A 26,001-nucleotide genomic window follows, 5' to 3' on the forward strand; every position below is an offset into this window, starting at 1 on the left:
AAAACGTGCGTTCAATAATCCTTTTCGTAGAACACGCCGACGCTCGAATCGGTGGTGCCGAGTGCGCCCTTGGCTTTGAGGTTCTTGGTGATATCGAGGTTGATCGTGGCCTTGGTGTTGCCTTCCGCGCCCGCTTCCACGCCGAGATAGACATTGTCCCTGATATAGCGGCCCGCGCGCACGCCTGCATTGCCCTTCGCATCGGTGACGATATCGAGATCATCGAGGCCGGTGCTGCGCCGGAGGCTGCCGAGGAGCGAGGTGTTCTTGCCGCCAGCCAGTTCCGCCGCCGCGGCGGCGAGCTGCGCGATCTGGAAGGCGGAGAGCTCATTGAGCGAGCGGTCGAAGATCAGCCGCGCCAGCACTTCGTCCTGCGGCAGCTCGGGCTGCGAGGAGAAGGTGATGGCGGGATCGTCCACCGTGCCCGCCACGGTGATGACGACGACGATGTCGCTCCGCTCCGCCCGCGCGACGAAATTCAATTGCGGGTTCAGGTCGCCCACCAGCGTCACCTGCCCTTCGTCGAAGGTGATGCGCTGGCTCAGCAGGTCGAGCCGCCCGCGCCGCAGCGAGAAACCACCAACGGGGTGGATATTCGTCACCGGCCCGGTCAGGCGCACGGAGCCGCCCAATTCCACATCGAGCCCGCGGCCGCGCACGAAAATCCGGTTCGGCGCGTTGACTTCGACATCGAGGCGCACGACGCTGGGGCGCGCAACAGGCTTGGGAACACCGCCGCGGCCAACCACTTTGGCGCGCTCCAGGGTGCGCTCCACGGCGCGCGGGGTGAAGATATGCTTCACATCGATATTAGCCGCGCCGCCGCCGAGCTTCTCAGGGACCGAGATTTCCGCTTTCTCCACATCGATGCGCCCCGAAATCAACGGATCGCGCAGGAGCGGGCCGGTGATGGCGAGGCCGCCATTGAAGGTCGCCACGATCAGGTCACCATCAGCGTAGCGGGTGCGGTTGAAGGTCAGGCGAAGGTCGGCGGGGAAATTGGCGGCGGGATCGATCGAAATCGTCCCGTTGGCGCTGATCGAGCCGCCGGTGGAGAGCGCGGCGGCGGCATTGCGGATCGTCAGCGTCTGCCCGTCCATGCTGCCCATGACATTGATGTTGCGCAGCTCGACATTCGTTTCGGGATCGATGAGCCGGGCGCCATTGGCCGAGAACATGCCCCGGACAGACGGTTTGTCGAAACTGCCGGAGACGCTGGCAGTCAGCGAGAGCGTGCCCGACGCCTGCGCGCCGCGATCGGCGAGGAAGCGGTTGGCGAGGGTCAGCGGCACGCTGCCGGTGACATCGACGCCGAGCCCCGCGCCCGAAAGCGGCACGCGGCCCTTACCGGACAAGGCGAAGCCCTGCGGGCCGTCTATGGTGACGGAGGAGAGATCCACCGCCTTGTCGGCGTAGCGGCCGCCCGCGTGCAGAGTAAGGGGCGCCAGGCCGTTGTCGCGCAGCGGCTTTGCGGCCAGTCCCGCGCCGCTCACCTCGAAGGTCGCGGTGGGATTGGCGCGGGTGCCACCAATGCGGGCGGTGCCGTTGACGGTGCCTCCCAATTCCAGGTCCGGACGGAAGGTGTTGGCGATGGCGAGCGGCAGATCGCGAATGGCGACCGAGAGGCCGAGCGTATCGGCTATTGCGCCGCTCAAGGACACCTGCCCGCCGCCGACATCGAGCATGATATCGCCGAGCGTGATATCCTGCCCCTTCACGCTGATCGTCGCGGGCCGCACCAGCCTTGCAGCCAGCGTGCCCTGGCGCAGATCGGCGTGGCTGAGCGACAGGCGATAGCCGCCATTCTGCGGCTCGAGTGCGCCCTCCAGAGCGGCGGTGGTCCCGTTCCGGAGCTTGGCGTTCGCGGAAAAATCGGTTTTGGAGCCGGCCTGGGCGGCTTTGGCGTCGAGGCTATCGACCGCCTGCCCGCCGAGAACCATATTGCGCGCGGTCACCGTGCCGTTTCCGGCGGGAACGCCGAAGAGATCGCGCACATCAGCCGCTATATCCGCCGTGCCGATCTCATTTTCGTCGGCTTTGAGATTGCGCACCGAGGCGGTGATATCGGCGTTCTGGCGGCCATCCTGATGGTCGAGGCTGATATCGGCCTTGGCCGCGCCGGACGCATCCATCAGAAGCAGGGCGGCGGCGGTGGAAACATCGGTCGCGTCGAGCGAGAGGTTGCCCTGGTAGAGGCCATCCGCCCCTTCAGTGATGCCGCCGGTGATGCGCGTGCCGCCTGCGCTGAAGGCGAGATCGGTCAGACGCTTTTCGCCATTGGCAAGGGCCAGCAGCGTGGAGAGATCGACCCGATCGCCATTGAGGAAAGCGAGGCCCTTGACCGCACCGCTCAGATCACCCTTGTCGAGCGTACCGTTGAAATCGACAGCTCCCTCGGACAGTTTGCGGCCCGCCAGCGTACCCTGCGGTACGGCGGCGTGGACGGAAAGATCGATTTTGTCTTCCTGCCCCTTGGCGCTTCCCTTAACGGTCAATTTTCCGGATGCCTTCTCGGAAAGCAGCGCCAGATCGGCCAGCGCGACACCGAAATCAAAATCGGCGGATTTGGAGGAGAAGGTGCCGTTGGCGGTGATTTCGCTTTGCGGGTTGCCGATGCGGAAATCACGGGCGGTAAGGCCATTCTCGCCGCGGGCGACGCCGCCGGTCAGCCGCGTTTCGCCCGCAATGATGCGGTCGACCACCTCATTGCTCACGCGCATTCCATTGGCGTCGCCATTGAGCGTCAGGTCGAACGCGCCGGAAAGCGGCTTGATCGTGCCATTGGCCTTCAAATCGAGACGGCCCGCGAGATCGCGCCCGGCGAGCGCGGAGAAGGGCGCAATACTCTCCGCTTTGACGGTCGTCTCACCGTTAAAGACATAATCCTTGATGTCGCCCGTGAGCCAAACGCTGAGGCCATTGCCCGCAATCTCGGCTTTGGAGAGACGCACCGGCGTTCCCGCCTGCCAGGCGCCATCGGCGGTAAGCCGGATGGTGCCGCCCAGCGCCTTGGCGATATCGGCGCGCTTGGCGGTGATGCCCGAGACGTCACCGTTAACGTTGAAGGTGATGTGCCGCGCCGTGGGCAGGTTCAGGTTTTCCGCAACACCGCCCATCTTCAGCGCCACCGCCCGGGAGGCGAAACTGTCCGTGGTAAGGTCGCTTATATCGAGCGAGCCGGTCCAGTCATTGGTCGGACGGTCGCCGAAGGCCACATGCAGCGCGGCGTTTTGCACCGTCGTCTGGCCGCCCGGCACCGGCAGGATCACTTTCTTGCCCGTGGGATCGGCGAGGCGCGCATCGACGCGCAGGCGATTGAGGAAGCCGTCCGCACTGGTTTCGGCAGAGGCGGTCAGGTTCAGCGCCGCGCTCGTCAGGTCGAGCCCGTCGATGCGCATCCCGCCTCCATCCTTGACGAGCCCATGGGCGGCGAGCACGGTCTCGGCCCCGAAGAAATCGCGGAACATAGGCGAGACGAGCACGGCAATCGGCCCGCGAAAATCGCTGCGGAAGCCGAGGCCGCCATTTTGCTTGTCGAGGCTCACAAGGCCCGTCAGCACCCGTTTGCTGGCGGCATCGAGCGCGAGGTTCAAATCGAGACTGTCGAGCGGCCCGGCCCCGGCCAGCGTCAGATCGACAGGAGGACGCCCCTCGATCTCAAGGAGATTGGCGACGATGCCGTTGGCGGGTTCCGACAGTTTCAGATTGAGGTTCAGTTCGCGCGTCTTGTTGGCGTAGGCGGCTGCCAGATGAAGCTGGCCGCCCGGCCCGTCGAGCCGCCGGATATCGAGCACGGTATCGAGCGAGCCGTCAGCGAGGCTCAACCGCCCATTGGCCGTGACTTCCGAGGCGAGGCCGAAGACATCCTTGCCGAAGGTCAGATGCGCAACGTTCAACTGGTCGAGATTGATGGCAAGCGGCAGTTCCGGCAGGCTGAAACCCCTCGCCTCGGGCGAAGGCAGGCTATCGTCCGGCAGAGGCTTGCGGATGACGTCGATGCGGTCGGCGGCAAGCGTCTGGACGCTGAGCCGCCCGGTCAAAAGCGCGGCGCGGCTCCACACAATGCGCGCATTGGTGACGCGCAGCCAGACGCCCTCGCGGTCGGCCACGGTGATGGAGCCGATGGTGGCTTCCGACGACAACACGCCCTGAATGCCCGAAATGGTGATGCGGCGGTTCGGCGTGGAAAGCTGGTTTTCCACGAAGGAGAGGAAATAGGACTTTTCTTCTTCGGCATTTTGCGACGCAGCAGGTGCGTTTTGCTGCGCAACAGCCGGCGCGTTTTCCTGCGCGAAGGCGGGAAACGCGAAGAGAAGAAGGGCGATGAGAGCGAACAACCGGGTCAAAACGCCTGTCCTATGCCAACGTAGAATGCCAAACTCGGATCGCCGGAACGGCGGTTCAAGGGAACGCCGATATCGAGACGGATGGGGCCAAGGCCGGTCTGGTAGCGAACACCGCCGCCGACGCCGACGCTCATTTCCTGCGAGAAATCGGGCAACGTATCCTTGCCGACATAGCCAGCATCGACGAAGCCGACGAGGCCGATATCCTCAGTCACCCGCGCGCGCACCTCGCCCGACGCCTCGACCAGCGAGCGCCCGCCGATGATGTCGCCCGTGGAGGTGACGACGCCGATATTGCGGTAGCCATAGCCGCGCACCGATCCGCCGCCGCCCGCGAAAAACAGCTTGTCGGGCGGAAGCTCCGAAATGTCCGGCCCGGCGATGGCGCCAAACTTGAGACGGCCGGCCAGCACGACACGGTCATCCTCGCCGAAGCCGTAATAGGTGCGGCCTTCGGCGGTGAACTTGGTGGCGAAATTGCCGTATTCGAACTCGTAGAACGGCTCGATCACGCCTTCGAGGAAAAAGCCCTTGGTGGCGTCGGTCTTGCTGTCGCGGTTGTCATAGGTGAGGCCGCCCAGCACTCCGGCGGTCAGGAAATCGCGCTTGCCGAAATAATCATCGGCGAAACGCGCTTTTGAAACATTGGCGAAGGCGCGGCCCGTCAGCTCATCATTGAAGATATGGGTAAAACCCGCAAGCCCCGTCACGGCCGTGCGCGTGTAGGCGTCGAGTACCTCGCGCTCGGCGAGGAGCGAGGCGACGAAATCCGTATCCGGCGTGAAGGTGCCGGGCTTGGTGAAGGTGACGCCGCCCAGATAGCTGTAATTCTTCGGATCGAAGGCTTTGTCCTTGGTCGATCCGATGCCGCTGATTTTGGCATCGAAGCGCAGGCGCTCCGCCTTGCCGAACAGATTGCGGTGCATCCAATAGGTTTCGACGCCCGCGCCGTCGAGCGTGGAATAGCTGCCGCCGACGCCGAAGCGGCGCAGCGGGCGTTCCTGCACGCTCAAGGTCATGGGCAGGGAGCCGTCCGGCCCGATCTCTTCCGCCTCGGTGATCGTCGCGGCGCGGAATACTTCCAGCCGGTTCAACCGCTTTCTGGCGCGCTCGATATCGCGCGGATTATAGACCTCGCCCGGTTTCAGCCCCGTCTGCCGCGCGACGAAGTCCGGGTCCATGCGCTCGGTGCCCTTGACCGTCAGCGGGCCGTAATGGGCGCGGCGGCCGGGATCGACGGCAATATCGACATCGACCGTACTGTCGCGATGGTCGGCGGTGATGCTGTCCTTGGTGGTCTTGGCCTTGGCGAAACCCTGCCTGCGCCAGCCATCGACGGCCAGAAGCTGGGCTTTGACGATCGTACCCGAAAACGCCACCTTGCCCGGCGCGAAACCTTCCTCCTGTGGCGATTTTACCGCATCGCGCGGATCGGCCGGCGGCGGGGCGAGTTCGCGGATGCTGGTACGCGCGAAGAGGAATTGCGGGCCGGGATCGACCGATATCGTTATTGCCGACTGAGCAGGCAGTTCCGTGTCGATGGGAATATCCGCTGCCTCGCGGCCATTGACCTTGATGCTGATCGTGCCGCCATAGCGGCCATCGCCATAGAGCGCTTCGAGAATGCGGCGGTAGTCACCCCTCGCCTTGGCGAGCAGGCCCGCCGCGCCGGAGACGGGCTTGTCCTCATCCGCAACAAGGCCGGAGGCGCCTTCCACCGTTTCCTTGGCGTCGCTCTCGCTGCCATCATGATTGCGGATATTGCCGGTGACGACGACCTCAACCTTATAGCGCTTCGGGTCGGTGATCGATGCGTCCTCGGTCTCCTTCTTCTCCCCCCAAAGGTGGATGCCGAAGAGATCGAAGGCGCGGGCGGGATCAAGTGCGAGCGGGGACACCTGTGCGGCAAGAACAAGCGCGGCAATGCCAATTCTTCGCAAGGGCCCTCTCATCAATATGTTCTCTGGACGGAAAATCTGGCTCAACTCGTAAAATTCCGCAGATGCGGGTTGAAGCCCCTCCCCCAAAGGCCGGAACCGGCGAATATCATAGCCGGGAACGGCGGCAAAACATATGTTTAAAATTTGAGCTTTTACGTCAATGAACCGTTAATGTGGCATTCACGCAGCATCGATCCCGCCGTTTCCAGCGGGATGATGGCATAATTTTCCGCAAAGCTCGGAATCGCGCCCGATGCTGCCGCTCATCTGCCATGACGGCCTGTCGGGGAAGACGGACTGCCGCCGCCCCAATGCGGGCGTTGCCAGGGCGGGCGAACCGGGCCGGGACCGCCATAGGTCGGGCGTCCCCAGCGGGGGCCCGCGGGCCAGCGCGGACCGCCCCAGAACGGCCCGCCCCACGGGCGGTGGCGGTGCCAATAAGGCGGCGGGCCCCAAGCGGGAGGCGGACCCCAGAAGAAGGGGTCGTCATCGTCCCAGAACGGGTCTACGCCGCCGCCGATGATGACGGTGCTGGTCGAATAGCTGGGCGCGGGAGCAGGCGCTCCTCCTACCGAGAGGTAGCGGGCGGATGTCCAGCCGGTGATTCCCGCAGCACGGACGCTGCACCAGCTACCGCTGCAGGCCCTTATATCCACCGCATAACCGCCCGGCAAAGTCGCCACGAGCGGATAGCCCGCACCGGGGCCGGCCCTGACATTCAGTGACGTCACCGTATAGGCAAGCTCCGCCAGCGCAGCGGGCGAAAATAGAACCGCCGACAGAAGAACAGCAGAAAAAGCACCGCCGCGAAACTTCATGTCAAACCCCTCACGAAGAATAATTGATCGCCAGACGATAGATGATATCAAGACTACAGCAAGGTATTTACACGAGTATTATTTACACGAAGATAATAAAAACACAGAGAATACATATTAAATACTATTAATACTGACGGGACATTAAAGGCACCCGGCAATGCCGGCTCCGCTTCGTCAGAACAATCGCTCGGCGAAGCTCTATGCCCAGCGAAGGTAATTATCTTTCTTTACGAGGCATGCAATCGTCACTTTTCTTTCACACGCATTCACATTAAAGAAATCCCACGTCGGGCGTACTTGGAATCCTGCAACCCGCCCGCCACAATATGACAAGTGATAAGTGGGTTATAAAATGACAATCGCTGCAACGGATACGGTTACGCCGCAAGCGAATTCCGCGCGTCGTGTTTTGACCGCGAGCATGATCGGCACGACCATCGAATTCTTTGATTTCTATATTTACGCAACCGCTGCGGTGATCGTGTTCCCGCAGCTCTTCTTCCCGGCCAGCGACGGTAATTCGGCGCTGCTGCAATCCTTCGCCACTTTCGCCATCGCCTTTTTCGCCCGCCCCATCGGCGCGGCCCTTTTCGGCCATTTCGGAGACAAGATCGGGCGCAAGGCAACGCTCGTCGCGGCTCTGATGACCATGGGGCTTTCGACCGTCGCCATCGGTTTCCTTCCGACCTACGCCTCGATCGGCGTCGCGGCTCCGCTTCTGCTGGCGCTTTGCCGTCTCGGCCAGGGCCTCGGCCTCGGCGGAGAATGGGGCGGCGCGGTGCTGCTTGCAACGGAAAACGCGCCCGAGGGCAAGCGCACCTGGTATGGCATGTTCCCGCAACTGGGCGCGCCTGTGGGTTTCATCCTTGCAACCGGCATCTTCGTCGTGCTCGGCGAGATCATGACGGATGAGCAGTTCTTCGCCTATGGCTGGCGCATTCCGTTTATCGCCAGCGCGGTTCTCGTTGCCGTCGGCCTGTTCATCCGCCTGAAGATCGCCGAAACACCGGAATTCCAGAAAGCCATCGACAAGGCGGAGCGCGTCGCCGTTCCCGCGGCGCAGCTGTTCCGGCAGCACAAGCTGAACCTGTTTCTCGGCACCATCGGCGCGGTCGCCACTTTCGTGCTGTTCTACCTGATGACGGTGTTCTCGCTCGGCTGGGGCACGCGCGTGCTCGGCTATAGCCGTGAGCAATTCCTCGTGCTGCAGATGATCGGCGTCTGCTTCTTCGGGTTCATGATCCCGATTTCGGCTCTGCTCTCCGACCGCTACGGCATGCGGCCCGTCATGGTCATCGTGACGGTGCTGATCGGCGCATATGGCCTCATCATGGCGCCGCTCTTCGGCGCGGGCACGCTGGGCGTCTTGTTGTTTCTCATCATCGGCTTCGGCCTGATGGGCATGACCTACGGCCCGATCGGCGCGGTGCTGGCGGAACCCTTCCCCACCGCCGTCCGCTATACGGGCGCGTCGCTCGCCTTTAACCTCGCCGGCATCATCGGCGCGTCGCTGGCGCCCTATATCGCGACCTGGCTTGCCACCCATTACGGCTTCAGCTTCGTCGGCTACTACATGATGGCGGCGGCCATTCTCTCGCTGCTTGGCCTTGCCTTCATCACGCTTAAGGACAAGCAATAGACGTTGCTGCCCTGCCCTGATGGTAAGAGGCAGGCACCGAATCAATCCGTGAGGCCGGCAGTTTCTTCCTTGGTGAGGATGCCGGCCTCGACGCAATAGCGCACCTCGGCGTCGAGAATATCGCGCGGGCGGATATTGGCAGATACATTGCCATTCTTGTAAAGAGTGAGGTCCGCCAGGCTCTGCCTGCATCCCGCCTTCTGGATGGCCATGGCATCCTCGACAGGCGCCGTGGCAGCAGGAGCGGAGGGAGGCGTTAGGGTGGCGGGCGCGGCAGGCGCTTCATGCTCGGGCCCGTGCAGAAGCGGCCTTTCAAGCCCGGCATTGCTCGTCAGGTAATAATAGGCGAAGACGGCCGTTGCCAGCACGAGCGCTCCGAGCCAGAAAACAAGCCTGCGATCCCGCATATATCCTCCCATACTTCTCGCGCGCGATGATGATTTTTATATAAGCCCTTTCCCCCTATAGCAGCGTTCAAGAAAAAGAGAGTGACAAAAATCAAAATAAAAAAGGCCGGGGCAAGCCCGACCTTCTTCACTCATCTCAACGCCAGTGCCAGTACATCCGTGGTCAAAAGCGGAGACGAAACTGTTAACCTTATATAGGCCTGCCGAGACCCAATTACAACCGATGGCGTTGCTTTATGCCTCATTTCATCCGCTTGATCCTATCGAGATCACGCGGCGGCCCTATTCTCCGAATAATCCAGCACATCGCCAAGGCATTGCTGGAACAGATCGAGATCCACCGGCCCTATCCGGCTCAGGTAAATATCGATCTCATCAGGACCCAGACCGCGATTGAGCAGTTCTGAAATCGCCTCAAGCAGTATGGCCCTCTGATCGAACCTATATCGTAGCATAGCTCTGCCCCCAGAAGCCCAACCGCAACCGATAGAATGGATGATGCATGGACATAGTTAACGAAAAGTTAACGGGACGCCAGCGGATTCGAAAATAATAAAATTTTCGGAAAATGATTCACAGGAGGGTATGGATTTGGTGGAGCCAAGCGGGATCGAACCGCTGACCTCCTGCATGCCATGCAGGCGCTCTCCCAGCTGAGCTATGGCCCCATTTCCCTTCGCTGCACTAGATGTCCCCAAGGCCTGGAAACGCCTCGGGATCGTGCTCTACCCGGTGGTTCCGGGCGGGATCGTCAGATGCATCGCCCTGACGAGGCGGCTTATTAAAGGGCGCCGCGGCGAAGATCAAGAGCTAAATCGCATCTCTTTTAGCCAGATACGATTTATTTTCGTGAGGCACGAAAATTCGCGCCTCACGAGATCGAGGAGCAGGCCCGCAAATTACGCAAGTCCTGACGGAAAACCGCTTCGCACTTTTCCTGGACTTGCTTAGTGCTCCTCGTCGTCCGAGCCGACGCCGCCGCCCAGAATGCCGGAGACGTCGTCGTCATCCTCGTCTTCCTCTTCCTCGAGGAAGGGATCGTCGTCGCCATCGTCGATATCGACCTCGTCATCGCCGAGATCCGGCAGGTCGTCGGCGCCCTTGGCCTCGTCGTCGGCTTCCTCGAGCGAGACGAAGTCGGGCTTCTCCAGAACGGTATCGACCTCTTCCTCCTCCGTCTCCTCTTCGGCGACACGGGATTCCAAGGTCGCTTCGAAATAGGAGCGCGGGTAGGACAGGCCCGTATAGGGCGAGACGATCGGATCGCGGTTCAGATCGTAGAATTTGCGGCCCGTTTCAGGGCAGATGCGTTTTGTGCCAAGTTCGGGTTTTGCCACGGGGAGCCTCGCTGCTGACTGGCTAGCACATCCTGCCCATCACCCACGGCTGAACGGGATATGCTTTTTTCGGTATTTTCGGTGCATAAGCGCAATTTGCCGCCTTTGTCAAAGCTTATGGCTCTCGGATGCTTATATTGCCGGATGACCCGGCGGCAAGGCTATGCTAGGGAACGCCCGCTTTCTTTTAATTCAGGGGCGGCGCTGCCCGCCCGAACGCGGCGATAGACATGTCCCATACCGCTTCTTTGAAACCCGCAACCGCCCACCGCTCGCGCGATCTCAAGGGCGACATCCGTATTCCCGGCGACAAATCGATCTCGCACCGCTCCTTCATGTTCGGCGGCCTCGCCTCGGGCGAGACCCGCATCACCGGGCTGCTCGAAGGCGAGGACGTCATCAATACCGGCCGCGCCATGCAGGCCATGGGCGCGAATATCCGCAAGGAAGGCGCGACCTGGATTATCCAGGGCACCGGCAATGGCTGCCTGCTGGAGCCGGAAGCGCCGCTCGATTTCGGCAATGCCGGGACCGGCGCGCGCCTCACCATGGGTCTGGTGGGCACCTATGACATGAAGACGACCTTCATCGGCGACGCCTCGCTCTCCAAGCGCCCGATGGGCCGCGTCCTCGATCCCCTGCGGCTAATGGGCGTACAGGTGGAAGCGGCCGCGGGCGACCGCCTGCCGCTGACGCTGCGCGGGCCGAAGACCGCCGCGCCGATCAGCTACCGCGTGCCGATGGCCTCGGCGCAGGTGAAATCCGCGGTGCTTCTCGCCGGCCTCAACACGCCGGGCGTAACCACCGTCATCGAGCCGATCATGACGCGCGACCACACGGAAAAGATGCTGCAGGGCTTCGGCGCGGACCTGACTGTCGAGACCGACCGGGAGGGCGTGCGCCACATCCGTATTGTCGGGCAGGGCCAGCTCAAGGGCCAGACCATCGACGTGCCGGGTGACCCTTCCTCCACCGCCTTCCCGCTGGTGGCGGCGCTGATCGTGCCGGAGTCCGACGTGACGATCCGCAACGTGCTGATGAACCCGACCCGCACCGGACTGATCCTGACGCTGCAGGAAATGGGCGCCGACATTGAGATTCTCAATGCCCAGCTTGCCGGGGGCGAGGATGTCGCCGATCTCCGCGTGCGCGCTTCGGAGCTCAAGGGCGTTACCGTGCCGCCCGAGCGCGCGCCGTCGATGATCGACGAATATCCGGTGCTCGCCATCGCCGCCGCCTTCGCGGAAGGCGAGACTGTCATGGACGGACTCGAGGAACTGCGCGTCAAGGAATCCGACCGTCTTTCAGCGGTCGCCGCGGGTCTCAAGGCCAATGGCGTCGATTGCACGGAAGGCGAGGCATCGCTCACCGTGCGTGGGCTTCCCGGCGGCAAGGGCCTCGGCGGCGGAACGGTCACGACCCATCTCGACCACCGTATCGCCATGAGCTTCCTCGTTATGGGGCTGGCAGCAGAAAAGCCCGTCACGGTCGACGATTCGGCCATCATCGCCACGAGCTTTCCAGAGTTCATGGATCTGATGACGGGGCTAGGGGCGAAAATCGATTGAGAGGGCGTGAATAACAAGCCTATCGCTCCGAATATTGTTGCCTGCCGCGCAATGTTGCTATTATGTTCTCCCTATGGAGGGGGATTGAAACATGAGCGACAATGATAACGGCCCAGTACATCTCGTCGAAGACTCAGAGACCGGAGACCGGTTTCTGGTCTATGGCACAGATAGGGGTTTACGCCTCGATATCCGCTATGAAGGCGAAACCCTTTGGATGACGCAGGCGCAGATTGCACAGTTGTTCGGGAAGGATGTATCAACCATATCCCGTCATATCGCAAACGTGCTCGAAGAAGGGGAATTGGACGAATCGAGTTCTTTGCAAAAAATGCAAACAACTACCGGCAGACCGGCTGTATCCTACAATTTGGATATGGTGATCTCGGTCGGCTATCGCGTCTCGTCCGCGCAAGCCACCCTGTTCAGGCGTTGGGCGACCAGCATTCTGGTGCAGTTTGCGAAAAAGGGTTTCGTTGTCGATGCCCCCCGCCTCAAGCAGCCCGAAGCCCGCGACCGGGTTGCGGAACTTCGCGAAATCATTCGCGATATCAGGTCGGACGAGGCGAATGTCTATCGCGAACTGCGCCGAATCTGCGCGATGTGCCAGGATTATGACGGCACGACCGAAGCGGCGCGCGAATTCTATCAGCGCATGCAGGCGAAACTGGTCTATGCGGTAACTTCGCACACGCCTGCGGAGATCATCGCGAACCGCGCCGATCACACGGCTCCCAATATGGGCCTGGCGAGCTGGCCGGGCGACAATATCCGCAAGGCCGATGTGGCCGTTTCAAAGAACTATCTTGCCGAAGCCGAGGTGAAGGAGCTGAACCGGCTCACCACCATCCTCCTTGATATATTCGAGGATCAGCTCGATATCGGACGGCTTGTCGTCATGCAGGACGCGCAGGAACTGCTGGACAAGCAATTGGCAAGCCTGGGGCGCAGCGTCCTGAAGGCAGGCGGATCGATAAAAACCGTCGCAGCCAAGCAGTTCGCGAAAAACGAATACGAAAAATTCGATCAAGCCCGAAAGCTGGAGCGACAGAAACAGGCGGATGAGGCGATTGCCGCCTTGACGAAGCAGGCAAAACAGCTACCCAAGACACCCAAACGCTGAACCATCAAGCCAGATCGCGCGGTTATCATGTCCACATCCTTCATCATCGCCATCGACGGCCCCGCAGGCGCGGGCAAGGGCACGCTCGCGCGGCGGCTTGCCGATCATTACCGGCTCAACCTGCTCGACACGGGCCTCACCTACCGCGCCGTCGCCCACGCGATGCTGGAGCGAGGGCTGCCGCTCGATGACGAGGCGGACGCGGTGGAGGCGGCCTATGCGGTCGATCTCGGGAAGCTCGACCGGCAGGTGCTTTCGGCCCATGCTATCGGCGAAGCCGCCTCGCGGATCGCTGTTATCCCCGCCGTACGGCGCGCGCTTGTCGAAAAGCAGCGGGAGTTTGCGCAAACGCCGCCCGGAGCCGTGCTTGACGGGCGGGATATCGGCACGGTCGTCTGCCCCGATGCCGACATCAAGATCTATCTCACTGCCAGCGCCGAGGTGCGCGCCAAACGCCGGTTCGACGAGATCGAGGCGCGTGGCGGCGTGGCGGACCTCACCACCATCCTCGCCGAGATCAGGCAGCGCGACGCGCGCGACATGGGCCGCACCGATTCGCCCCTTAAACCCGCTGATGATGCGCACTTGCTAGATACAACCGAAATGGATATAGAAACAGCGTTTCTGGCCGCAAAACGGCTGGTTGACGGGGCATTGGCGAAACGCCAAGCCTAGGGCATTGGCTAAGCGCCAAGCCTGATCCATATATCGCATGACACGATTGCCTGCCTCCCGGTCCACGCGCCGGACTGCCCTTGAGGGCGGACCGGATGCAGGCAAAACGAAACACCAACCCGCCGGCGCCGTGTCCGAGGATGAATTCCGGGCACATCAGGAGATTACATGTCACAAGCAAACCCCACGCGGGAGGATTTCGAAGCCCTCCTCGCCGAGTCCTTCGCCAACAATGACCTTGCCGAAGGTTATGTCGTCAAGGGCCGTATCGTCGCCATCGAAAAGGACATGGCGATCATCGACGCCGGCCTCAAGGTCGAAGGCCGCGTGCCGCTGAAGGAATTCGGCGCCAAGGGCAAAGACGGCTCGATGAAGCCGGGCGACGAAGTCGAAGTCTATGTCGAGCGCATCGAAAACGCGCTTGGCGAAGCGGTTCTCTCGCGCGAGAAGGCTCGCCGCGAGGAGAGCTGGGTCAAGCTGGAACAGAAGTTCAACGCCGGCGAGCGCGTCGAAGGCGTCATCTTCAACCAGGTCAAGGGCGGCTTCACGGTCGATCTCGACGGCGCTGTGGCCTTCCTGCCGCGTTCGCAGGTCGATATCCGTCCGATCCGCGACGTCACCCCGCTGATGCATAACCCGCAGCCCTTCGAAATCCTCAAGATGGACAAGCGCCGCGGCAACATCGTCGTCTCGCGCCGCACCGTGCTCGAGGAAAGCCGTGCCGAACAGCGTTCGGAAATCGTGCAGAATCTCGAAGAGGGCCAGGTCGTGGAAGGCATGGTCAAGAACATCACCGATTACGGTGCGTTCGTTGACCTCGGCGGCATCGATGGCCTGCTGCACGTCACCGACATGGCATGGCGCCGCGTCAACCATCCTTCCGAGATCCTGAATATCGGCCAGACGGTCAAGGTGCAGATCATCCGCATCAACCAGGAAACCCACCGCATCTCGCTCGGCATGAAGCAGCTCGAGAGCGATCCGTGGGATGGCATCGGCGCGAAATATCCGGTCGGCAAGAAGATCAACGGCACGGTCACGAACATCACCGACTACGGTGCGTTCGTGGAAATCGAGCCGGGCATCGAAGGCCTGATCCACGTCTCCGAAATGTCCTGGACGAAGAAGAACGTGCATCCGGGCAAGATCCTCTCGACCTCGCAGGAAGTCGAAGTGGTGGTGCTCGAAGTCGATCCGGTCAAGCGCCGCATTTCGCTCGGCCTCAAGCAGACCCTCGACAATCCGTGGACGACCTTCGCCCAGAAGTACCCGACGGGCACCGTCGTGGAAGGCGAAGTCAAGAACAAGACCGAGTTCGGCCTGTTCATCGGCCTCGACGGCGATGTGGACGGCATGGTCCATCTCTCCGACCTCGACTGGAACCGTCCGGGCGAGCAGGTCATCGAGGAATACGCGAAGGGCGACGTGGTCAAGGCGGTCGTTCTCGACGTGGACATCGAGAAGGAGCGTATCTCGCTCGGCATCAAGCAGCTCACCGGCGACAAGGTCGGCGAAGCCGCTGCTTCGGGCGAGTTGCGCAAGAACGCGGTCGTCACCTGTGAGGTCACCGCGATCACCGATGGCGGCATCGAGGTGCGCCTGGTCGATCACGACATCGACTCGTTCATCCGCCGCTCCGACCTGTCGCGCGACCGCGACGAGCAGCGCCCCGAGCGCTTCTCGGTCGGCCAGAAGGTCGACGCCCGCGTCATCGCCTTCGACAAGAAGACCCGCAAGCTGCAGGTCTCCATCAAGGCGCTGGAAATCGCCGAAGAGAAGGAAGCGGTTGCCCAGTACGGCTCGACCGACTCCGGCGCTTCGCTCGGTGACATCCTCGGCGCCGCGCTGAAGAAGCAGGAAAAGAACTAAGTCGTTCTTTTGAACGCTCGAAAAACGAAACCCGCCGGTCAAGTGCCGGCGGGTTTTCTTTTGATGTTTTGTAACAGGAATCAGAGCCAAGCGCCCTCGTGGTTCGATGCTCGTTTCGCTGCGCTACACTCGCACCTCACCATGAGGGTTACTGCAAGCACCGCGCCTCGCTACCCTCACCCTGAAGGCGCCGACGCCCCTTTACCCTCATGGTGAGGCGCGACCGAAGGGAGCCTCGAACCACGAGGGTAAAGGGGATGATTGCATTTACATGACTCCAAGCGCCAATATGAGCCCATAACTGATCGTTCCCAGTGCCAGCAGCGACAGCACTGCGGCGAGGGTGACCCTCCCGCCCGAGCGGGCAACGGTGCGCAGGTCCGTGCCGAGGCCGAGGGCGGCCATGGAGATGACGGTGAGAAAAGTTGAGACCGTCTCCATTGGGCCATGCAGCCCCGCCGGAATGAGGCCGAAGGTTCCGAGCGCCATCATCAGGAGGAAGCCAATGATGAACCAAGGCACGAGGCGGGTGAGCGATGGGCGCGCGCCAAGGCTCCTGTCGCCCAGTAGAGCCAGCGTGAGGATGACCGGCCCCAGCATCAGGACGCGGACGAGCTTTACCAGCGTGCCGAGCTGAACGCTCATTTGCGCGACGGGCGCGGTGGCAGCGAGGACCTGCGGCACGGCATAGACAGTCAGGCCAGCCAGAACGCCATATTGCGCCACCGACAGATCGAGCAGGGGCACGAGCAGCGGCAGAAGCAGGACGACCACGACCCCAAGCACCGCCGTGAAGGCGATGGAGGCGGCGACATCGTCGCCATGGGCGCCTATGACCGGCGCGGTGGCGGCAATGGCCGAGTTGCCACAAATCGAGTTGCCGCAGGCGACCAGCACCGCGAGGCGATGCGGCAGGCGCAGGAGCCGGCCTATGCAATAGCTAAGCCCGATGGCGATAATCACCACCCCGACGATGCCCAGAATGAGGCCCGGCCCCGCCGCCGCAATCGCGCTCGCGCTGACCGAAGCGCCGAGCAGCACGATGGCGATCTCAAGCAGGATCTTGGCGGAAAAGCCGATACCCGCATCGAACCGTCCGCCCGGACGGCACAGGGTGCGGATGGCCGCGCCGATGAGGATGGCGAGCACCAGCCCTTCCAGCCATGCACGGCCCATGAGGCGGGTTTCGACTATTTGCAGCAGCATGGCTATGGCAGCCACGGCACCACTGAGAAAAATTCCCGGCATTAACTCGGTAATTTTTGAATGATTTTTGGCGAGCATCGCCATACTCCGACATGATTTTTCTAACCTTATCGGAAAAATCGGATATTCAATCCATCGCATAATATGGCATATTCCATTCGATAAAATCGAACGGTTGGCCGGATGACGCTCGAACAGCTGAGAATCTTCATTGCGGTCGCGGAGCGCGAGCATCTCACCCGCTCGGCAGAGGCGCTGCGCCTGACGCCATCGGCGGTGAGTGCGGCCATCCGCGCGCTGGAGGACCGCTATGGCGTCATGCTTTTCAACCGGATCGGGCGGCGAATTGAGGTGACCGATGCCGGACGGATCTTCCTCGATGAAGCGCGGGCGGTGTTGACGCGCGCGCAAGCCGCCGAGCTGGCGCTCGCGGAACTGGGCGATCTGAAGCGGGGCTCCTTGCGCATCCATGCCAGCCAGACGATCGCAAGCTACTGGCTGCCGCCCTATCTGGCGCGGTTCCATGCCGCCTATCCTGCCATAGACGTCAGCCTTGCGGTCGGCAACACACAAAGCGTCGCCCGCGCGACCCTGGAAGGCGAGGCGGATATCGGTTTCGTCGAGGGTGCGGTGGATGATCCCGCGCTTCTTACCCAGCACATCGCGGAAGACCGGATGATCGCCGTCATCGCCCCCTCTCATCCGTGGGCGGATAGACGTGAGGTGACATGGAAAGAGGCCGCGGGGGCCCATTGGATCATGCGCGAGCCCGGCTCGGGAACCCGCTCGGTGTTCGAAAATGCGGCGCGGGCGCAAGGGCTCGACCCGCTCGCGCTGAAAGTCTCGCTGGAGCTTCCCTCTAACGAAGCCGTGCTTTCAGCCGTCCAGTCGGGGCCGTATGCGGCCGTCCTTTCCGAACTGGCGGCGGCACCCCACCTGGCGACCGGACGGCTCATCAAGGCCAATTTCAGCCTGCCGCAGCGGCGTTTTCTCCTGCTTTCGCATAGGGAGCGATATCGCAGCAGGGCCTTTCACTCGTTCGTCGACTTGCTCCTGAATGAAGGAGCAAGGCTCAGCGAATCGCGCCAATCAGCGCTTTCTCCGGAAAGCAGGTGACCGCCCGCCCCTGCTTCGCCTGCCAGTCGCCGATGGAGCGGCGCGTCTTGAAGCCGGGCAGGCCATCGGCCTTTCCGACGTCATAGCCCTTGGCCTGCAATGCCTTCTGCATCGTGGCGATATCGGAGCGGTAGAGGCCGCCGACATCGCCCCAAGGGCGCGAGAAGCCGCCCGAGCCATGAGCGATACGGTCGGCCATATGGCCGATGAAGAGCGCGTAGAGATCGCTCATATTATAGTCCTTGAGGACGTAGAAATTGGGCGTGACGATAAAGGCGGGCCCGTGGCGGCCGGCAGGCATGAGCAGATAGCCCTCCCCCGCGAGTTCCTTTGCCGGAAACGGCTTGCCATTGACGCGGGTGACGCCCATCTTCGCCCAATCGGCAATCTTGAGGCCCTGATCCGGGCCTTCCAGCGCGCAGGTCAGTTCAGCCGGAACATTGACCTCGAAGCCCCAGTCGCGCCCTGACTGCCAGCCATGCAGGCGCAGATAGTTGGCGATGGATGCGAGCGTATCCGGAACGGAGTTCCAGATATCGCGCCTGCCATCGCCGTCGAAGTCGGCCGCGTGCTTGAGATAGGATGTCGGCATGAACTGCGGCTGGCCCAGCGCGCCCGCCCAAGAGCTTTTCATCGTGCCGGTGTCTATATAGCCCTTCTGGGCGATTTCCAGCGCCGCCAGAAGCTCCTTGCGGAACATCTCCTTGCGCGTTGCCATGAAGGCTTTGGTGCCCAGCACTTCGAAAGCGTTATAGGGAATTTTCACGCCGCCGAAGCCGGACTCGCGGCCCCAGATGGCAAGGACGATTTCGCCCGGCACGCCGTACTGTTTTTCAATCGCGGCGAGGGTGCGGGCGTGCTGCGCGGCCCGCGTGCGGCCGCCCGAGACGACATGATTCACCGTCTTCTCGTTGAAATATTTGCCGGGAGAGCCGAATTCCGCCTGTGTCTGGTCCTTGGGCGTCACCGGCTTGGTACCGGGGGGCACCAGATCCGGCAGTTTCCAGTTCAGCTTCACATCTGCGAAAGCCCGGTCGAATGTGGTGCGGGAGATGCCCTTCACCTTAGCCTCCGGCCATAGGTCACGAACGAGCCATGCCCGGAATTGCGCTTCCGTTTCGGCCTTGGAAGGGGATGCCGCTACCGGATTTATGAGCAGGAACGGAAGGAAGAGGATTGCCCATCTCAGATATTTCAAAGCCACCTGCAATTTATACGCTATCCCTCTTCACCCAATCCAACCATCTGCTATTCATATCATATCGGGGGCAGAAGCAGAAAGCGCCGAGACCAGCCGGCACCACTGGCGATCGATGGCCGCGTCAGCCAAGGCAAGTGGCCCTTGCCTCCGGTACGGAGGATAGCTATGTGGCGAAAACCATTTAGCATCACCTTACAAATACGAAAGAACCGGACGTGCTGGTCATTCACCGTCCGGTTCAAACGTAACGAAAAGTAAGGTAAAAGGTCGATAGGGAGTTCTGGCTCCCTATCGGCACTCCGGAATATAATAGAATCGAACGCAGGTTTTCAAGACCTCATAAAGCCGTCCGGGCGCGCAAGGCTGCGGCCAGCGTTCCTTCATCGAGATAATCAAGCTCACCGCCGACGGGCACGCCATGGGCGAGCCGCGTCACGCGCAAGTCGAAACCGGACAATTGATCTGTAATGTAATGGGCGGTGGTCTGCCCTTCGACGGTGGCGTTGACGGCGAGGATCACTTCTTTCACCTCGCCCGCGCTCACCCGGTCGACCAGGCCGCGAATGTTGAGGTCCTCAGGCCCGACGCCGTCGAGCGGCGACAGACGCCCGCCCAGCACGTGATAGCGGACATTCATCGTGCCCGCGCGCTCCAGCGCCCAGAGATCTGACACGTCCTCCACGACGATGATCGTCGCGGAATCGCGGCGCGGGTCGGTGCAGATGGTGCAGGGATCGCTGGTATCGGCATTGCCGCAGGTGGAGCAGACGCGCACCTTCTCGGCGGCTTCCTGCATGGCACTGCCAAGGGGGATCAGCAGCGCTTCCTTCTTCTTGATCAGATGAAGCGCCGCGCGACGCGCCGAACGTGGCCCCAGGCCCGGCACGCGGGCAAGCAGCTGGATCAGGCGTTCGATTTCGGGACCGGCGATTCGTTTGGACATGATGACGTAGGGAATAGAACAAAAAGGGAGTAGGGGAATAGGGGATTAAGGGAATATGCTGTGCCCGTACTTACTCCCCTACTCCCCTTATTCCCCTACTCCCTTAAATCGGCAGCTTAAAGCCCGGAGGCAGCGGCAGGCCGGCGGTCAGGGCCTGCGTCTTCTCGGTCATCAGCGTTTCGATCTTGGTCTTGGCCTCGTTATGGGCTGCCACGATCAGGTCCTCAAGGATTTCTGCCTCGTCTTCCTTCAGCAGCGACGGGTCGATCTTGAGCGCGCTCATCACGCCCTTGCCGGTCAAGGTGACGCTGACGAGGCCGCCGCCGGAATTGCCGGTCGCTTCGAGAGCAGCGATCTCTTCCTGCAGCGCCTGCATCTTGGCCTGCATTTCCTTTGCCTTGCTCAGCATTCCCATCATGTCGCGCATGGGGCTCGCACTCCTTTACTTACCCTAATCAGTCGTCTTCATCCGGCGTCAGGGAAACATCCGGCATTTCGCTGTCGAGGTCGCCTATGGCGTCGTCCTGCGCTCCATTGGCGGCGATGCGCACGTCGGTGATCCTTGCACCGGGAAACTCGGCGAGGATCGCGGCCACATCCGGGTCGGCGCGCGCGTCGGTGACCAGCATGTCGCGGCGCGCGGCTTCCATCTCCGCCATGGTCTGGCCGCCCGCCTCGCGCGAGACGGAAACCATCCAGCGCATATCGGTCCAGGCGAGAAGCTTCTGCGCGATGTCGCTCGGCAGCGTCTTCGGCGCATCGTCGGTGAGGCCGATCTCCAGCCGTCCCGGCGAGATGGCGACGAGGCGCACGCAATTCTTGACCAATATCTTGAACTGCACGTCGCGATGCTTATCGGCGAGGGCCATGATATCGGCAAGGCTGTTTACGGGAACAGCGGGTAAAGGCTTCTCCGCGGCAGGCTCCGGCTGTTTCGCCGTTTCCTGAACCGGACGAGCCATCGGCTCCGGCTGGACAAGGCGCATCGTCGCGGCCCCGGCGTTGGCCGACACGCCCATGGGCGCGGATGCCACGGCATTCACCGCCGAACCGGCAGGCGCTCCGCCGCCAGACGAACGGGGGCCGTCGCCGGCTGCGCGCGGCGCCGGGACGGTACCGCCATCCAGCGCCTTCAAGGCTTCGTCCAGCGTGGGCAGGTCGGCAGCGTGGGCGAGGCGAATCAGCAGCATCTCCGCCGCCTGCACCGGGCGCGCGGCGGTTTCCACTTCGGAAATGCCCTTCAGCAGCATCTGCCAGGTGCGCGACAGGGTACGGATCGACAGTTTCTCGGCAAAATCGCGGCCGCGCACGCGCTCGTCTTCCGACAACGACATGTCGTTCGCCACCTCGGGCATGAAGCGCAGCCGCGTGACCAGATGGTTGAACTCGGCAAGGTCGGTCAGCACCACCGCCGGGTCGGCGCCGACATCATATTGCGCGCGGAACTCCTTCAGTGCCGCCGCTACATCGCCGCGCATCAGCATCTCGAACAGGTCGATGATGCGGGCGCGGTCGGCGAGGCCCAGCATGGCGCGCACCGTCTCCGCCTCGACCTTGCCGCCGCCATGGGCGATGGCCTGATCGAGAATGGAGAGCGAATCGCGCGCCGATCCTTCGCCCGCCCGCGCGATCATGGCCAAGGATGTATCGTCGATCTCGATTCCTTCCTGCCCGGCGATGTTTTTCAGATGACCGGCGAGAAGGCCCGAGTCGATACGGCGCAGGTCGAAGCGCTGGCAGCGCGACAGCACCGTGATCGGCACTTTACGGATTTCGGTGGTGGCGAAGATAAATTTCACATGCGGCGGCGGCTCCTCAAGCGTCTTCAGCAGGCCGTTGAAGGCCTGGTTGGAGAGCATGTGAACCTCGTCGATGATATAGACCTTGTAGCGCGCCGAGACCGGGCGGTAGCGCACCTGCTCGATGATCTCCCTGATATCGTCGATGCCGGTGTGCGAGGCGGCGTCCATCTCGATGACATCGACATGGCGGCCTTCCATGATCGCCTGGCAATGCTCGCCGGGCACAGAGAGATCGATGGTGGGCTGATCGATGGTGTCGGTCTTATAGTTCAGCGCCCGCGCCAGAATGCGCGCGGTCGTCGTTTTGCCGACGCCGCGAACGCCGGTCAGCATCCAGGCTTGCGCGATACGGCCCGTGTGAAAGGCGTTGGTGAGGGTGCGGACCATCGGCTCCTGGCCGATGAGATCGCTGAAATTCTGCGGACGGTATTTCCGGGCGAGAACGCGATAGGCACCGCCTGCCGTATTCGTCTCCATGCCCAGTTCCTTGCGCGCTTCTACGAGGGAGAGGGTGGGAGGCTGGCACGGTGACCCGTGCCCGGCTCGTTAGGGCTGCTTCCTTCCGGACCTGACCCGGTTGGCGAGTGGCTCGTCCACCACCAACCTCCCACGCCTCATATCGGCTACGACGGCGCAAAAAGCAAGCCAAGGCTCAAAAAAACTGCTATTTCCATGTTCATGACAGGTTTCACGCTCGATAACAGGCTCGCCGCCGATACATTCCCCATTGCAAGGCTCGGCCTTTGCGATTTGCGGCTGATGAACGACCGCCGCTGGCCCTGGCTCATCCTCGTGCCGCAGCGGCCTGACATGGCCGAAATTATCGACCTGACGCCGCTCGACCAGACGGTGCTCACCTTCGAGACAGGCATTGCCGCGCAGGCGCTGAAGTCCGTGACGGCGTGCGAGAAGATCAACATCGGCGCGCTCGGCAATATCGTGCGGCAGTTGCATATCCATGTGATCGCTCGAAACAGCGGCGACACCGGCTGGCCGGGGCCGGTGTGGGGATATGGGACGCGGGAGACTTATGCGCGGGGGGATGCGGAGGCGTTTATCGGGGCGTTTCGGAAGGCGTTGTAAAGCTTGGCGCCCTTCCCTCCCCCTTGCGGGGAGGGTGGCCCGAAGGGTCGGGTGGGGGTGGTGACGTTTGCGCTACGGTCTTCAGCAAAAGCGCATTCGTCACCACCCTCATCCGCCCGCTAACGCGGGCACCTTCCCCGCAAGGGGGAAGGAGAGCGCCAAGGTTACTCCCCCGGCTGTTGCTGCGTGTCGCGGAACGGATTGGCTGGATAGACACCGAGAATGCGCATTTCCTTCGAAAAGAACGCCAGTTCCTCGAGCGCCAGCTTCACGGGCCGCTCTTCCGGGTGGCCTTCGATATCGGCATAGAACTGCGTGGCGGTGAAGGTGCCGCCTAGCTGGTAGCTTTCGAGCTTGGTCATGTTGACGCCATTCGTCGCGAAGCCGCCCATGGCCTTATAGAGCGCGGCGGGGACGTTGCGCACCCGGAAGACGAAGGTGGTGACGATGCGGCTGCCATCCGCTGGAAGCGGGGCCCGTTCTTCCGTCTTCGAAAGCACGACGAAGCGGGTAATGTTGTTTTCCATGTCCTCGACATTCTCCGCCGCGATGTCGAGGCCGTAGAGATCGGCGGCGAGGCGGGGGGCGAGCGCCGCCATGCTCCGGTCGCCAAGTTCCGCGATGAGACGCGCCGCGCCCGCCGTATCGCCCGCCACGACAGGCTTCCAGCCATTGTTGCGGATGATGTTGCGGCACTGGCCGAGTGCGTGGATGTGGCTGTGGACCGTTTTGATCTCGTCGAGCTTCACCCCCGGCAGCACCATCAGCTGGAAGCGGATGGGCAGGAAATATTCGCCGACGATATGGAGCCGCGAATGCGGCAGGAGGTGGTGGATATCGGCGACGCGCCCGGCGATGGTATTTTCGATGGGGATCATGGCAAGGTCAGCCGCGCCCGTCTCCACCGCGTTGAAGGCATCTTCAAATGTCGGGCAAGGCAGAGGCTCCATGTCCGGGAACATGTTGCGGCAGGCCGTATCGGAATTCGCGCCTGGCTCGCCCTGAAATGAGATTTTGTTGGTCTTGCCCGTCATGTTGGTGTCTTTCTCTTACATGCTCTGCAGAATTGCACGCGCGCGTTCCAGGTCCGCGGGCGTATCGACGCCGAGCGGCACGGAATTGACGATCTCGACATCGATGCGCATTCCCGCCTCCAGCGCGCGCAGCTGTTCCAGGCTCTCGCGCCGCTCGAGCGGTGACTGTCCCATTGCCACGAAACGTTCCAGCGCAGCGCGGCGATAGGCATAAAGCCCGATGTGATGATAGAGCGGCCCGTCGCCCCAAGGGGCGGTGGCGCGGGTAAAGTAGAGCGCACGCAGGCGTCCTTCCGCAAGCGGCGAGCCGACGATCTTGACCACACTCGGCGCGGTCTTCTCGCTCTCCTCGGTGATTTCGACGCCCAAGGTCGCGATGTCGGCCGGGCCTTCGGCCAGCGGCTGCAGGGCCTTGGCGATAATCTCCGGCTCGATGGTCGGCAGGTCCCCCTGGACGTTGATGACGGCTTCCACGTCGCCGTTGGGGTCGAGCGCCTGAAGCGCCTCGTAAATGCGGTCCGAGCCGGATTGGTGATCCGAGCGGGTCATCACCGCCTCGAAGCCATACTTGCGGACGGCGTCGGCGATTTCCTCACTATCGGTGGCGACGACCGTGCGCCCGAGAGTGGCGGCAGCGGCGCGCTCGGCGACATGGACGATCATTGGCTTGCCGGCAATATCCGCCAGCGGCTTGCCCGGCAGGCGCGTCGAGGCCAGGCGGGAAGGAATAAGGACAAGGGTTTTCATGATTGGGGTCATCGACATCTGCCGAAAGTGTCAAAAAGTCACGGGGTTCAGCGCCCTTATAGGTGTTGCATGAAAGAAGCAAAAGACCTAGTTTCCGCGCCATCTTGGACATGGAGGGGACCGGTTCCAGCCTTGGAGCGCCTGCGCCTCCGGAACATTGGACTCTCGCAAGGGGGAGCGCTGATAGTCGATGGAATCACAAGCCTATAAATATACCGGGGCATTTCTGGCGGCAGTTTTCGTCATGATGTCCGTCAGCCTTCTCTCCGACGTCATTTTCGACAGCCCGAAGCCGGAAAAGGAAGGCTATAACATCCAGCCGCTGGAAACCTCCGCCGCCGCACCGGAGAAGCCTGCCGCCGCCGCTGTGCCGATCGCCACGCTCCTGCAAAATGCCGATCCCAAGAAGGGCGAAGCCGTGTTCAAGCGCTGCCAGGCCTGCCATAGCGGCGAAAAGGGCGGCCCGAACAAGGTCGGCCCGCATCTGTGGGATATCGTCAACCGCCCGATCGCCTCAGTGTCCGATTTCAGCTATTCCGCTGCCATGAAGGAATTCGCCAAGACCGCCAAGGTCTGGGACTACGAGCACCTCAACGGCTTCCTCACCTCGCCCAAGACCTATGTGAAGGGTACGGCGATGGGCTTTGCCGGCGACAAGAACGACCAGGAGCGCGCCGACCTCATCGCCTATCTGCGTACGCTCGCCGACAACCCCGCACCGCTGCCGGCGGCCGAGGCCCCTGCCGAGGGCGCCAAGCCTGCCGAAGGCGAGCCGACGAAGCCCGCGACCGAGACGGAAAAGCCTGAAAACGAAGGCGGCCAGCCCGGCGGCGGCACCGGCAACCCCGCTGGAAACGTCGCTCCGACACAGGGCGAACAGCCGGCCCCGGCGCCGGAACAGCAGCCAGCACCGGCCGCGCCTGCAGCACCGGCACCAGCCGGGCAGCCCGCCCCGGCGCAGTAAGGCCGTCATCCTCGTCCTTGGGGTAAACCCGAGGATGACGGAGGCGTAGCGACCGAGACGACGAAGGTGTAGCGAAAGCCGGGAACTTTCCGGCTTTTTTCATTTTTCCCCAGCTAGCGCCTTTCTTCCTCCGCAAAAGACATTACTCTGGCCTTACGGTTAGAATCCCTAGAGAGGGCA

21 protein-coding genes, 1 tRNA gene and 1 other RNA gene are annotated in these 26,001 nt (G+C 62.2%); 8 read left to right on the forward strand and 15 right to left on the reverse strand.

Annotated features, from left to right (window positions below):
- Nucleotides 1-11 precede the first annotated feature (11 nt).
- The 3 genes from ACOWVG_RS04685 to ACOWVG_RS04695 all read right to left on the reverse strand — a co-directional run bounded on the left by ACOWVG_RS04685 (nucleotide 12) and on the right by ACOWVG_RS04695 (nucleotide 7,104).
- Entirely contained in the window at nucleotides 12-4,346 is a 4,335-nt protein-coding gene (locus tag ACOWVG_RS04685) for a translocation/assembly module TamB domain-containing protein (RefSeq protein WP_420960350.1), read from the reverse strand.
- Nucleotides 4,343-6,298 carry an autotransporter assembly complex protein TamA gene (locus tag ACOWVG_RS04690; protein ID WP_420960351.1) on the reverse strand — a complete coding sequence of 652 codons (1,956 nt, stop codon included), beginning with the start codon at nucleotides 6,296-6,298 and terminating at the stop codon, nucleotides 4,343-4,345. Before ACOWVG_RS04690 ends, ACOWVG_RS04685 begins: the two co-directional genes overlap by 4 nt.
- A 251-nt stretch (nucleotides 6,299-6,549) precedes the next feature.
- Nucleotides 6,550-7,104, reverse strand: a complete 555-nt coding sequence (locus ACOWVG_RS04695; protein WP_420960352.1) for an SH3 domain-containing protein — start codon at nucleotides 7,102-7,104, stop codon at nucleotides 6,550-6,552.
- A 355-nt stretch (nucleotides 7,105-7,459) separates the two neighbouring features.
- On the opposite strand from ACOWVG_RS04695, the gene ACOWVG_RS04700 reads away from it, so the two are divergent.
- Nucleotides 7,460-8,746, forward strand: a complete 1,287-nt coding sequence (locus tag ACOWVG_RS04700) for an MFS transporter (protein ID WP_420960353.1) — start codon at nucleotides 7,460-7,462, stop codon at nucleotides 8,744-8,746.
- A gap of 41 nt (nucleotides 8,747-8,787) precedes the next feature.
- Here the strand turns inward: ACOWVG_RS04700 and ACOWVG_RS04705 are convergent, their stop codons facing one another.
- From ACOWVG_RS04705 to ACOWVG_RS04720, 4 genes are all read right to left on the reverse strand, one after another.
- A complete protein-coding gene (locus ACOWVG_RS04705; RefSeq protein WP_420960354.1) occupies nucleotides 8,788-9,153 on the reverse strand; it encodes a hypothetical protein in 366 nt (121 codons plus the stop codon).
- A 269-nt stretch (nucleotides 9,154-9,422) separates the two neighbouring features.
- On the reverse strand, nucleotides 9,423-9,608 hold the full coding sequence (locus ACOWVG_RS04710; protein ID WP_420960355.1) for a hypothetical protein: 186 nt from the start codon (nucleotides 9,606-9,608) through the stop codon (nucleotides 9,423-9,425).
- A 137-nt stretch (nucleotides 9,609-9,745) separates the two neighbouring features.
- A tRNA-Ala gene (locus ACOWVG_RS04715) sits at nucleotides 9,746-9,821 on the reverse strand.
- A gap of 279 nt (nucleotides 9,822-10,100) precedes the next feature.
- Entirely contained in the window at nucleotides 10,101-10,490 is a 390-nt protein-coding gene (locus ACOWVG_RS04720) for a TIGR02300 family protein (protein WP_420960356.1), read from the reverse strand.
- A 230-nt stretch (nucleotides 10,491-10,720) separates the two neighbouring features.
- On the opposite strand from ACOWVG_RS04720, the gene aroA reads away from it, so the two are divergent.
- The 4 genes from aroA to rpsA all read left to right on the forward strand — a co-directional run bounded on the left by aroA (nucleotide 10,721) and on the right by rpsA (nucleotide 15,725).
- Complete coding sequence (gene aroA, locus ACOWVG_RS04725) at nucleotides 10,721-12,058, forward strand: 3-phosphoshikimate 1-carboxyvinyltransferase (RefSeq protein WP_420960357.1); 1,338 nt, start codon at nucleotides 10,721-10,723, stop codon at nucleotides 12,056-12,058.
- A gap of 91 nt (nucleotides 12,059-12,149) precedes the next feature.
- Complete coding sequence (rhuM, locus tag ACOWVG_RS04730; RefSeq protein ID WP_420960358.1) at nucleotides 12,150-13,181, forward strand: RhuM family protein; 1,032 nt, start codon at nucleotides 12,150-12,152, stop codon at nucleotides 13,179-13,181.
- A 27-nt stretch (nucleotides 13,182-13,208) separates the two neighbouring features.
- Nucleotides 13,209-13,856 (forward strand): (d)CMP kinase, encoded by a 648-nt coding sequence (gene cmk / locus ACOWVG_RS04735; protein WP_420960359.1) that lies wholly within the window; start codon nucleotides 13,209-13,211, stop codon nucleotides 13,854-13,856.
- A gap of 168 nt (nucleotides 13,857-14,024) precedes the next feature.
- Nucleotides 14,025-15,725: a 30S ribosomal protein S1 gene (rpsA, locus tag ACOWVG_RS04740; protein WP_420960360.1), complete on the forward strand. Its 1,701-nt coding sequence runs from the start codon at nucleotides 14,025-14,027 to the stop codon at nucleotides 15,723-15,725.
- A gap of 267 nt (nucleotides 15,726-15,992) precedes the next feature.
- Here the strand turns inward: rpsA and ACOWVG_RS04745 are convergent, their stop codons facing one another.
- Nucleotides 15,993-17,009: a YeiH family protein gene (locus tag ACOWVG_RS04745; RefSeq protein WP_420960361.1), complete on the reverse strand. Its 1,017-nt coding sequence runs from the start codon at nucleotides 17,007-17,009 to the stop codon at nucleotides 15,993-15,995.
- A gap of 105 nt (nucleotides 17,010-17,114) precedes the next feature.
- Between ACOWVG_RS04745 and ACOWVG_RS04750 the strand changes: the two genes are divergently transcribed.
- On the forward strand, nucleotides 17,115-18,047 hold the full coding sequence (locus ACOWVG_RS04750; RefSeq protein WP_420960362.1) for a LysR substrate-binding domain-containing protein: 933 nt from the start codon (nucleotides 17,115-17,117) through the stop codon (nucleotides 18,045-18,047).
- On the opposite strand, the gene ACOWVG_RS04755 is transcribed toward ACOWVG_RS04750, so the two are convergent.
- The 5 genes from ACOWVG_RS04755 to ffs form a co-directional block, all read right to left on the reverse strand.
- Nucleotides 18,004-19,245: a lytic murein transglycosylase gene (locus tag ACOWVG_RS04755; RefSeq protein WP_420960780.1), complete on the reverse strand. Its 1,242-nt coding sequence runs from the start codon at nucleotides 19,243-19,245 to the stop codon at nucleotides 18,004-18,006. The two genes, ACOWVG_RS04750 and ACOWVG_RS04755, sit on opposite strands and share 44 nt — an antisense overlap.
- Before the next feature lie 340 nt (nucleotides 19,246-19,585).
- A complete protein-coding gene (gene recR / locus ACOWVG_RS04760; protein WP_420960363.1) occupies nucleotides 19,586-20,191 on the reverse strand; it encodes a recombination mediator RecR in 606 nt (201 codons plus the stop codon).
- 103 nt (nucleotides 20,192-20,294) lie between these two features.
- On the reverse strand, nucleotides 20,295-20,618 hold the full coding sequence (locus ACOWVG_RS04765; protein WP_188823244.1) for a YbaB/EbfC family nucleoid-associated protein: 324 nt from the start codon (nucleotides 20,616-20,618) through the stop codon (nucleotides 20,295-20,297).
- A gap of 28 nt (nucleotides 20,619-20,646) precedes the next feature.
- Entirely contained in the window at nucleotides 20,647-22,470 is a 1,824-nt protein-coding gene (locus ACOWVG_RS04770; protein ID WP_420960364.1) for a DNA polymerase III subunit gamma/tau, read from the reverse strand.
- Between the two features lie 34 nt (nucleotides 22,471-22,504).
- Nucleotides 22,505-22,601: signal recognition particle sRNA small type (ffs, locus tag ACOWVG_RS04775), an RNA gene on the reverse strand.
- Nucleotides 22,602-22,671: 70 nt separating this feature from the next.
- On the opposite strand from ffs, the gene ACOWVG_RS04780 reads away from it, so the two are divergent.
- Complete coding sequence (locus ACOWVG_RS04780) at nucleotides 22,672-23,076, forward strand: HIT domain-containing protein (RefSeq protein WP_420960781.1); 405 nt, start codon at nucleotides 22,672-22,674, stop codon at nucleotides 23,074-23,076.
- A 164-nt stretch (nucleotides 23,077-23,240) separates the two neighbouring features.
- Here ACOWVG_RS04780 and ACOWVG_RS04785 read toward each other — a convergent pair whose 3' ends face one another.
- Together ACOWVG_RS04785 and ACOWVG_RS04790 are read right to left on the reverse strand one after the other, a co-directional pair.
- Nucleotides 23,241-24,110 carry a prephenate dehydratase gene (locus tag ACOWVG_RS04785; protein ID WP_420960365.1) on the reverse strand — a complete coding sequence of 290 codons (870 nt, stop codon included), beginning with the start codon at nucleotides 24,108-24,110 and terminating at the stop codon, nucleotides 23,241-23,243.
- A 15-nt stretch (nucleotides 24,111-24,125) separates the two neighbouring features.
- Complete coding sequence (locus ACOWVG_RS04790) at nucleotides 24,126-24,869, reverse strand: 3-deoxy-manno-octulosonate cytidylyltransferase (RefSeq protein WP_420960366.1); 744 nt, start codon at nucleotides 24,867-24,869, stop codon at nucleotides 24,126-24,128.
- 178 nt (nucleotides 24,870-25,047) lie between these two features.
- Here ACOWVG_RS04790 and ACOWVG_RS04795 point away from each other — a divergent pair, with 178 nt between their 5' ends.
- Nucleotides 25,048-25,821, forward strand: coding sequence for a c-type cytochrome (locus tag ACOWVG_RS04795; protein WP_420960367.1), 774 nt, complete (start codon nucleotides 25,048-25,050; stop codon nucleotides 25,819-25,821).
- Nucleotides 25,822-26,001: the final 180 nt, after the last annotated feature.

Source organism: Brucella sp. IR073, from assembly GCF_049065735.1.
Classification (GTDB): domain Bacteria; phylum Pseudomonadota; class Alphaproteobacteria; order Rhizobiales; family Rhizobiaceae; genus Paramesorhizobium.

Bases quoted from the DNA above. Each gene is read 5' to 3' on its own strand.
- ACOWVG_RS04795 (WP_420960367.1), top strand. From the start codon at position 25,048: ATGGAATCACAAGCCTATAAATATACCGGGGCATTTCTGGCGGCAGTT.
- recR (WP_420960363.1), bottom strand. From the start codon at position 20,191: ATGTCCAAACGAATCGCCGGTCCCGAAATCGAACGCCTGATCCAGCTG.
- ACOWVG_RS04745 (WP_420960361.1), bottom strand. From the start codon at position 17,009: ATGCTCGCCAAAAATCATTCAAAAATTACCGAGTTAATGCCGGGAATT.
- ACOWVG_RS04705 (WP_420960354.1), bottom strand. From the start codon at position 9,153: ATGCGGGATCGCAGGCTTGTTTTCTGGCTCGGAGCGCTCGTGCTGGCA.
- ACOWVG_RS04700 (WP_420960353.1), top strand. From the start codon at position 7,460: ATGACAATCGCTGCAACGGATACGGTTACGCCGCAAGCGAATTCCGCG.
- ACOWVG_RS04695 (WP_420960352.1), bottom strand. From the start codon at position 7,104: ATGAAGTTTCGCGGCGGTGCTTTTTCTGCTGTTCTTCTGTCGGCGGTT.
- ACOWVG_RS04690 (WP_420960351.1), bottom strand. From the start codon at position 6,298: ATGAGAGGGCCCTTGCGAAGAATTGGCATTGCCGCGCTTGTTCTTGCC.
- ACOWVG_RS04785 (WP_420960365.1), bottom strand. From the start codon at position 24,110: ATGACGGGCAAGACCAACAAAATCTCATTTCAGGGCGAGCCAGGCGCG.
- ACOWVG_RS04750 (WP_420960362.1), top strand. From the start codon at position 17,115: ATGACGCTCGAACAGCTGAGAATCTTCATTGCGGTCGCGGAGCGCGAG.
- ACOWVG_RS04790 (WP_420960366.1), bottom strand. From the start codon at position 24,869: ATGACCCCAATCATGAAAACCCTTGTCCTTATTCCTTCCCGCCTGGCC.
- ACOWVG_RS04710 (WP_420960355.1), bottom strand. From the start codon at position 9,608: ATGCTACGATATAGGTTCGATCAGAGGGCCATACTGCTTGAGGCGATT.
- rhuM (WP_420960358.1), top strand. From the start codon at position 12,150: ATGAGCGACAATGATAACGGCCCAGTACATCTCGTCGAAGACTCAGAG.
- ACOWVG_RS04770 (WP_420960364.1), bottom strand. From the start codon at position 22,470: ATGGAGACGAATACGGCAGGCGGTGCCTATCGCGTTCTCGCCCGGAAA.
- aroA (WP_420960357.1), top strand. From the start codon at position 10,721: ATGTCCCATACCGCTTCTTTGAAACCCGCAACCGCCCACCGCTCGCGC.
- cmk (WP_420960359.1), top strand. From the start codon at position 13,209: ATGTCCACATCCTTCATCATCGCCATCGACGGCCCCGCAGGCGCGGGC.
- ACOWVG_RS04780 (WP_420960781.1), top strand. From the start codon at position 22,672: ATGACAGGTTTCACGCTCGATAACAGGCTCGCCGCCGATACATTCCCC.
- rpsA (WP_420960360.1), top strand. From the start codon at position 14,025: ATGTCACAAGCAAACCCCACGCGGGAGGATTTCGAAGCCCTCCTCGCC.
- ACOWVG_RS04765 (WP_188823244.1), bottom strand. From the start codon at position 20,618: ATGCGCGACATGATGGGAATGCTGAGCAAGGCAAAGGAAATGCAGGCC.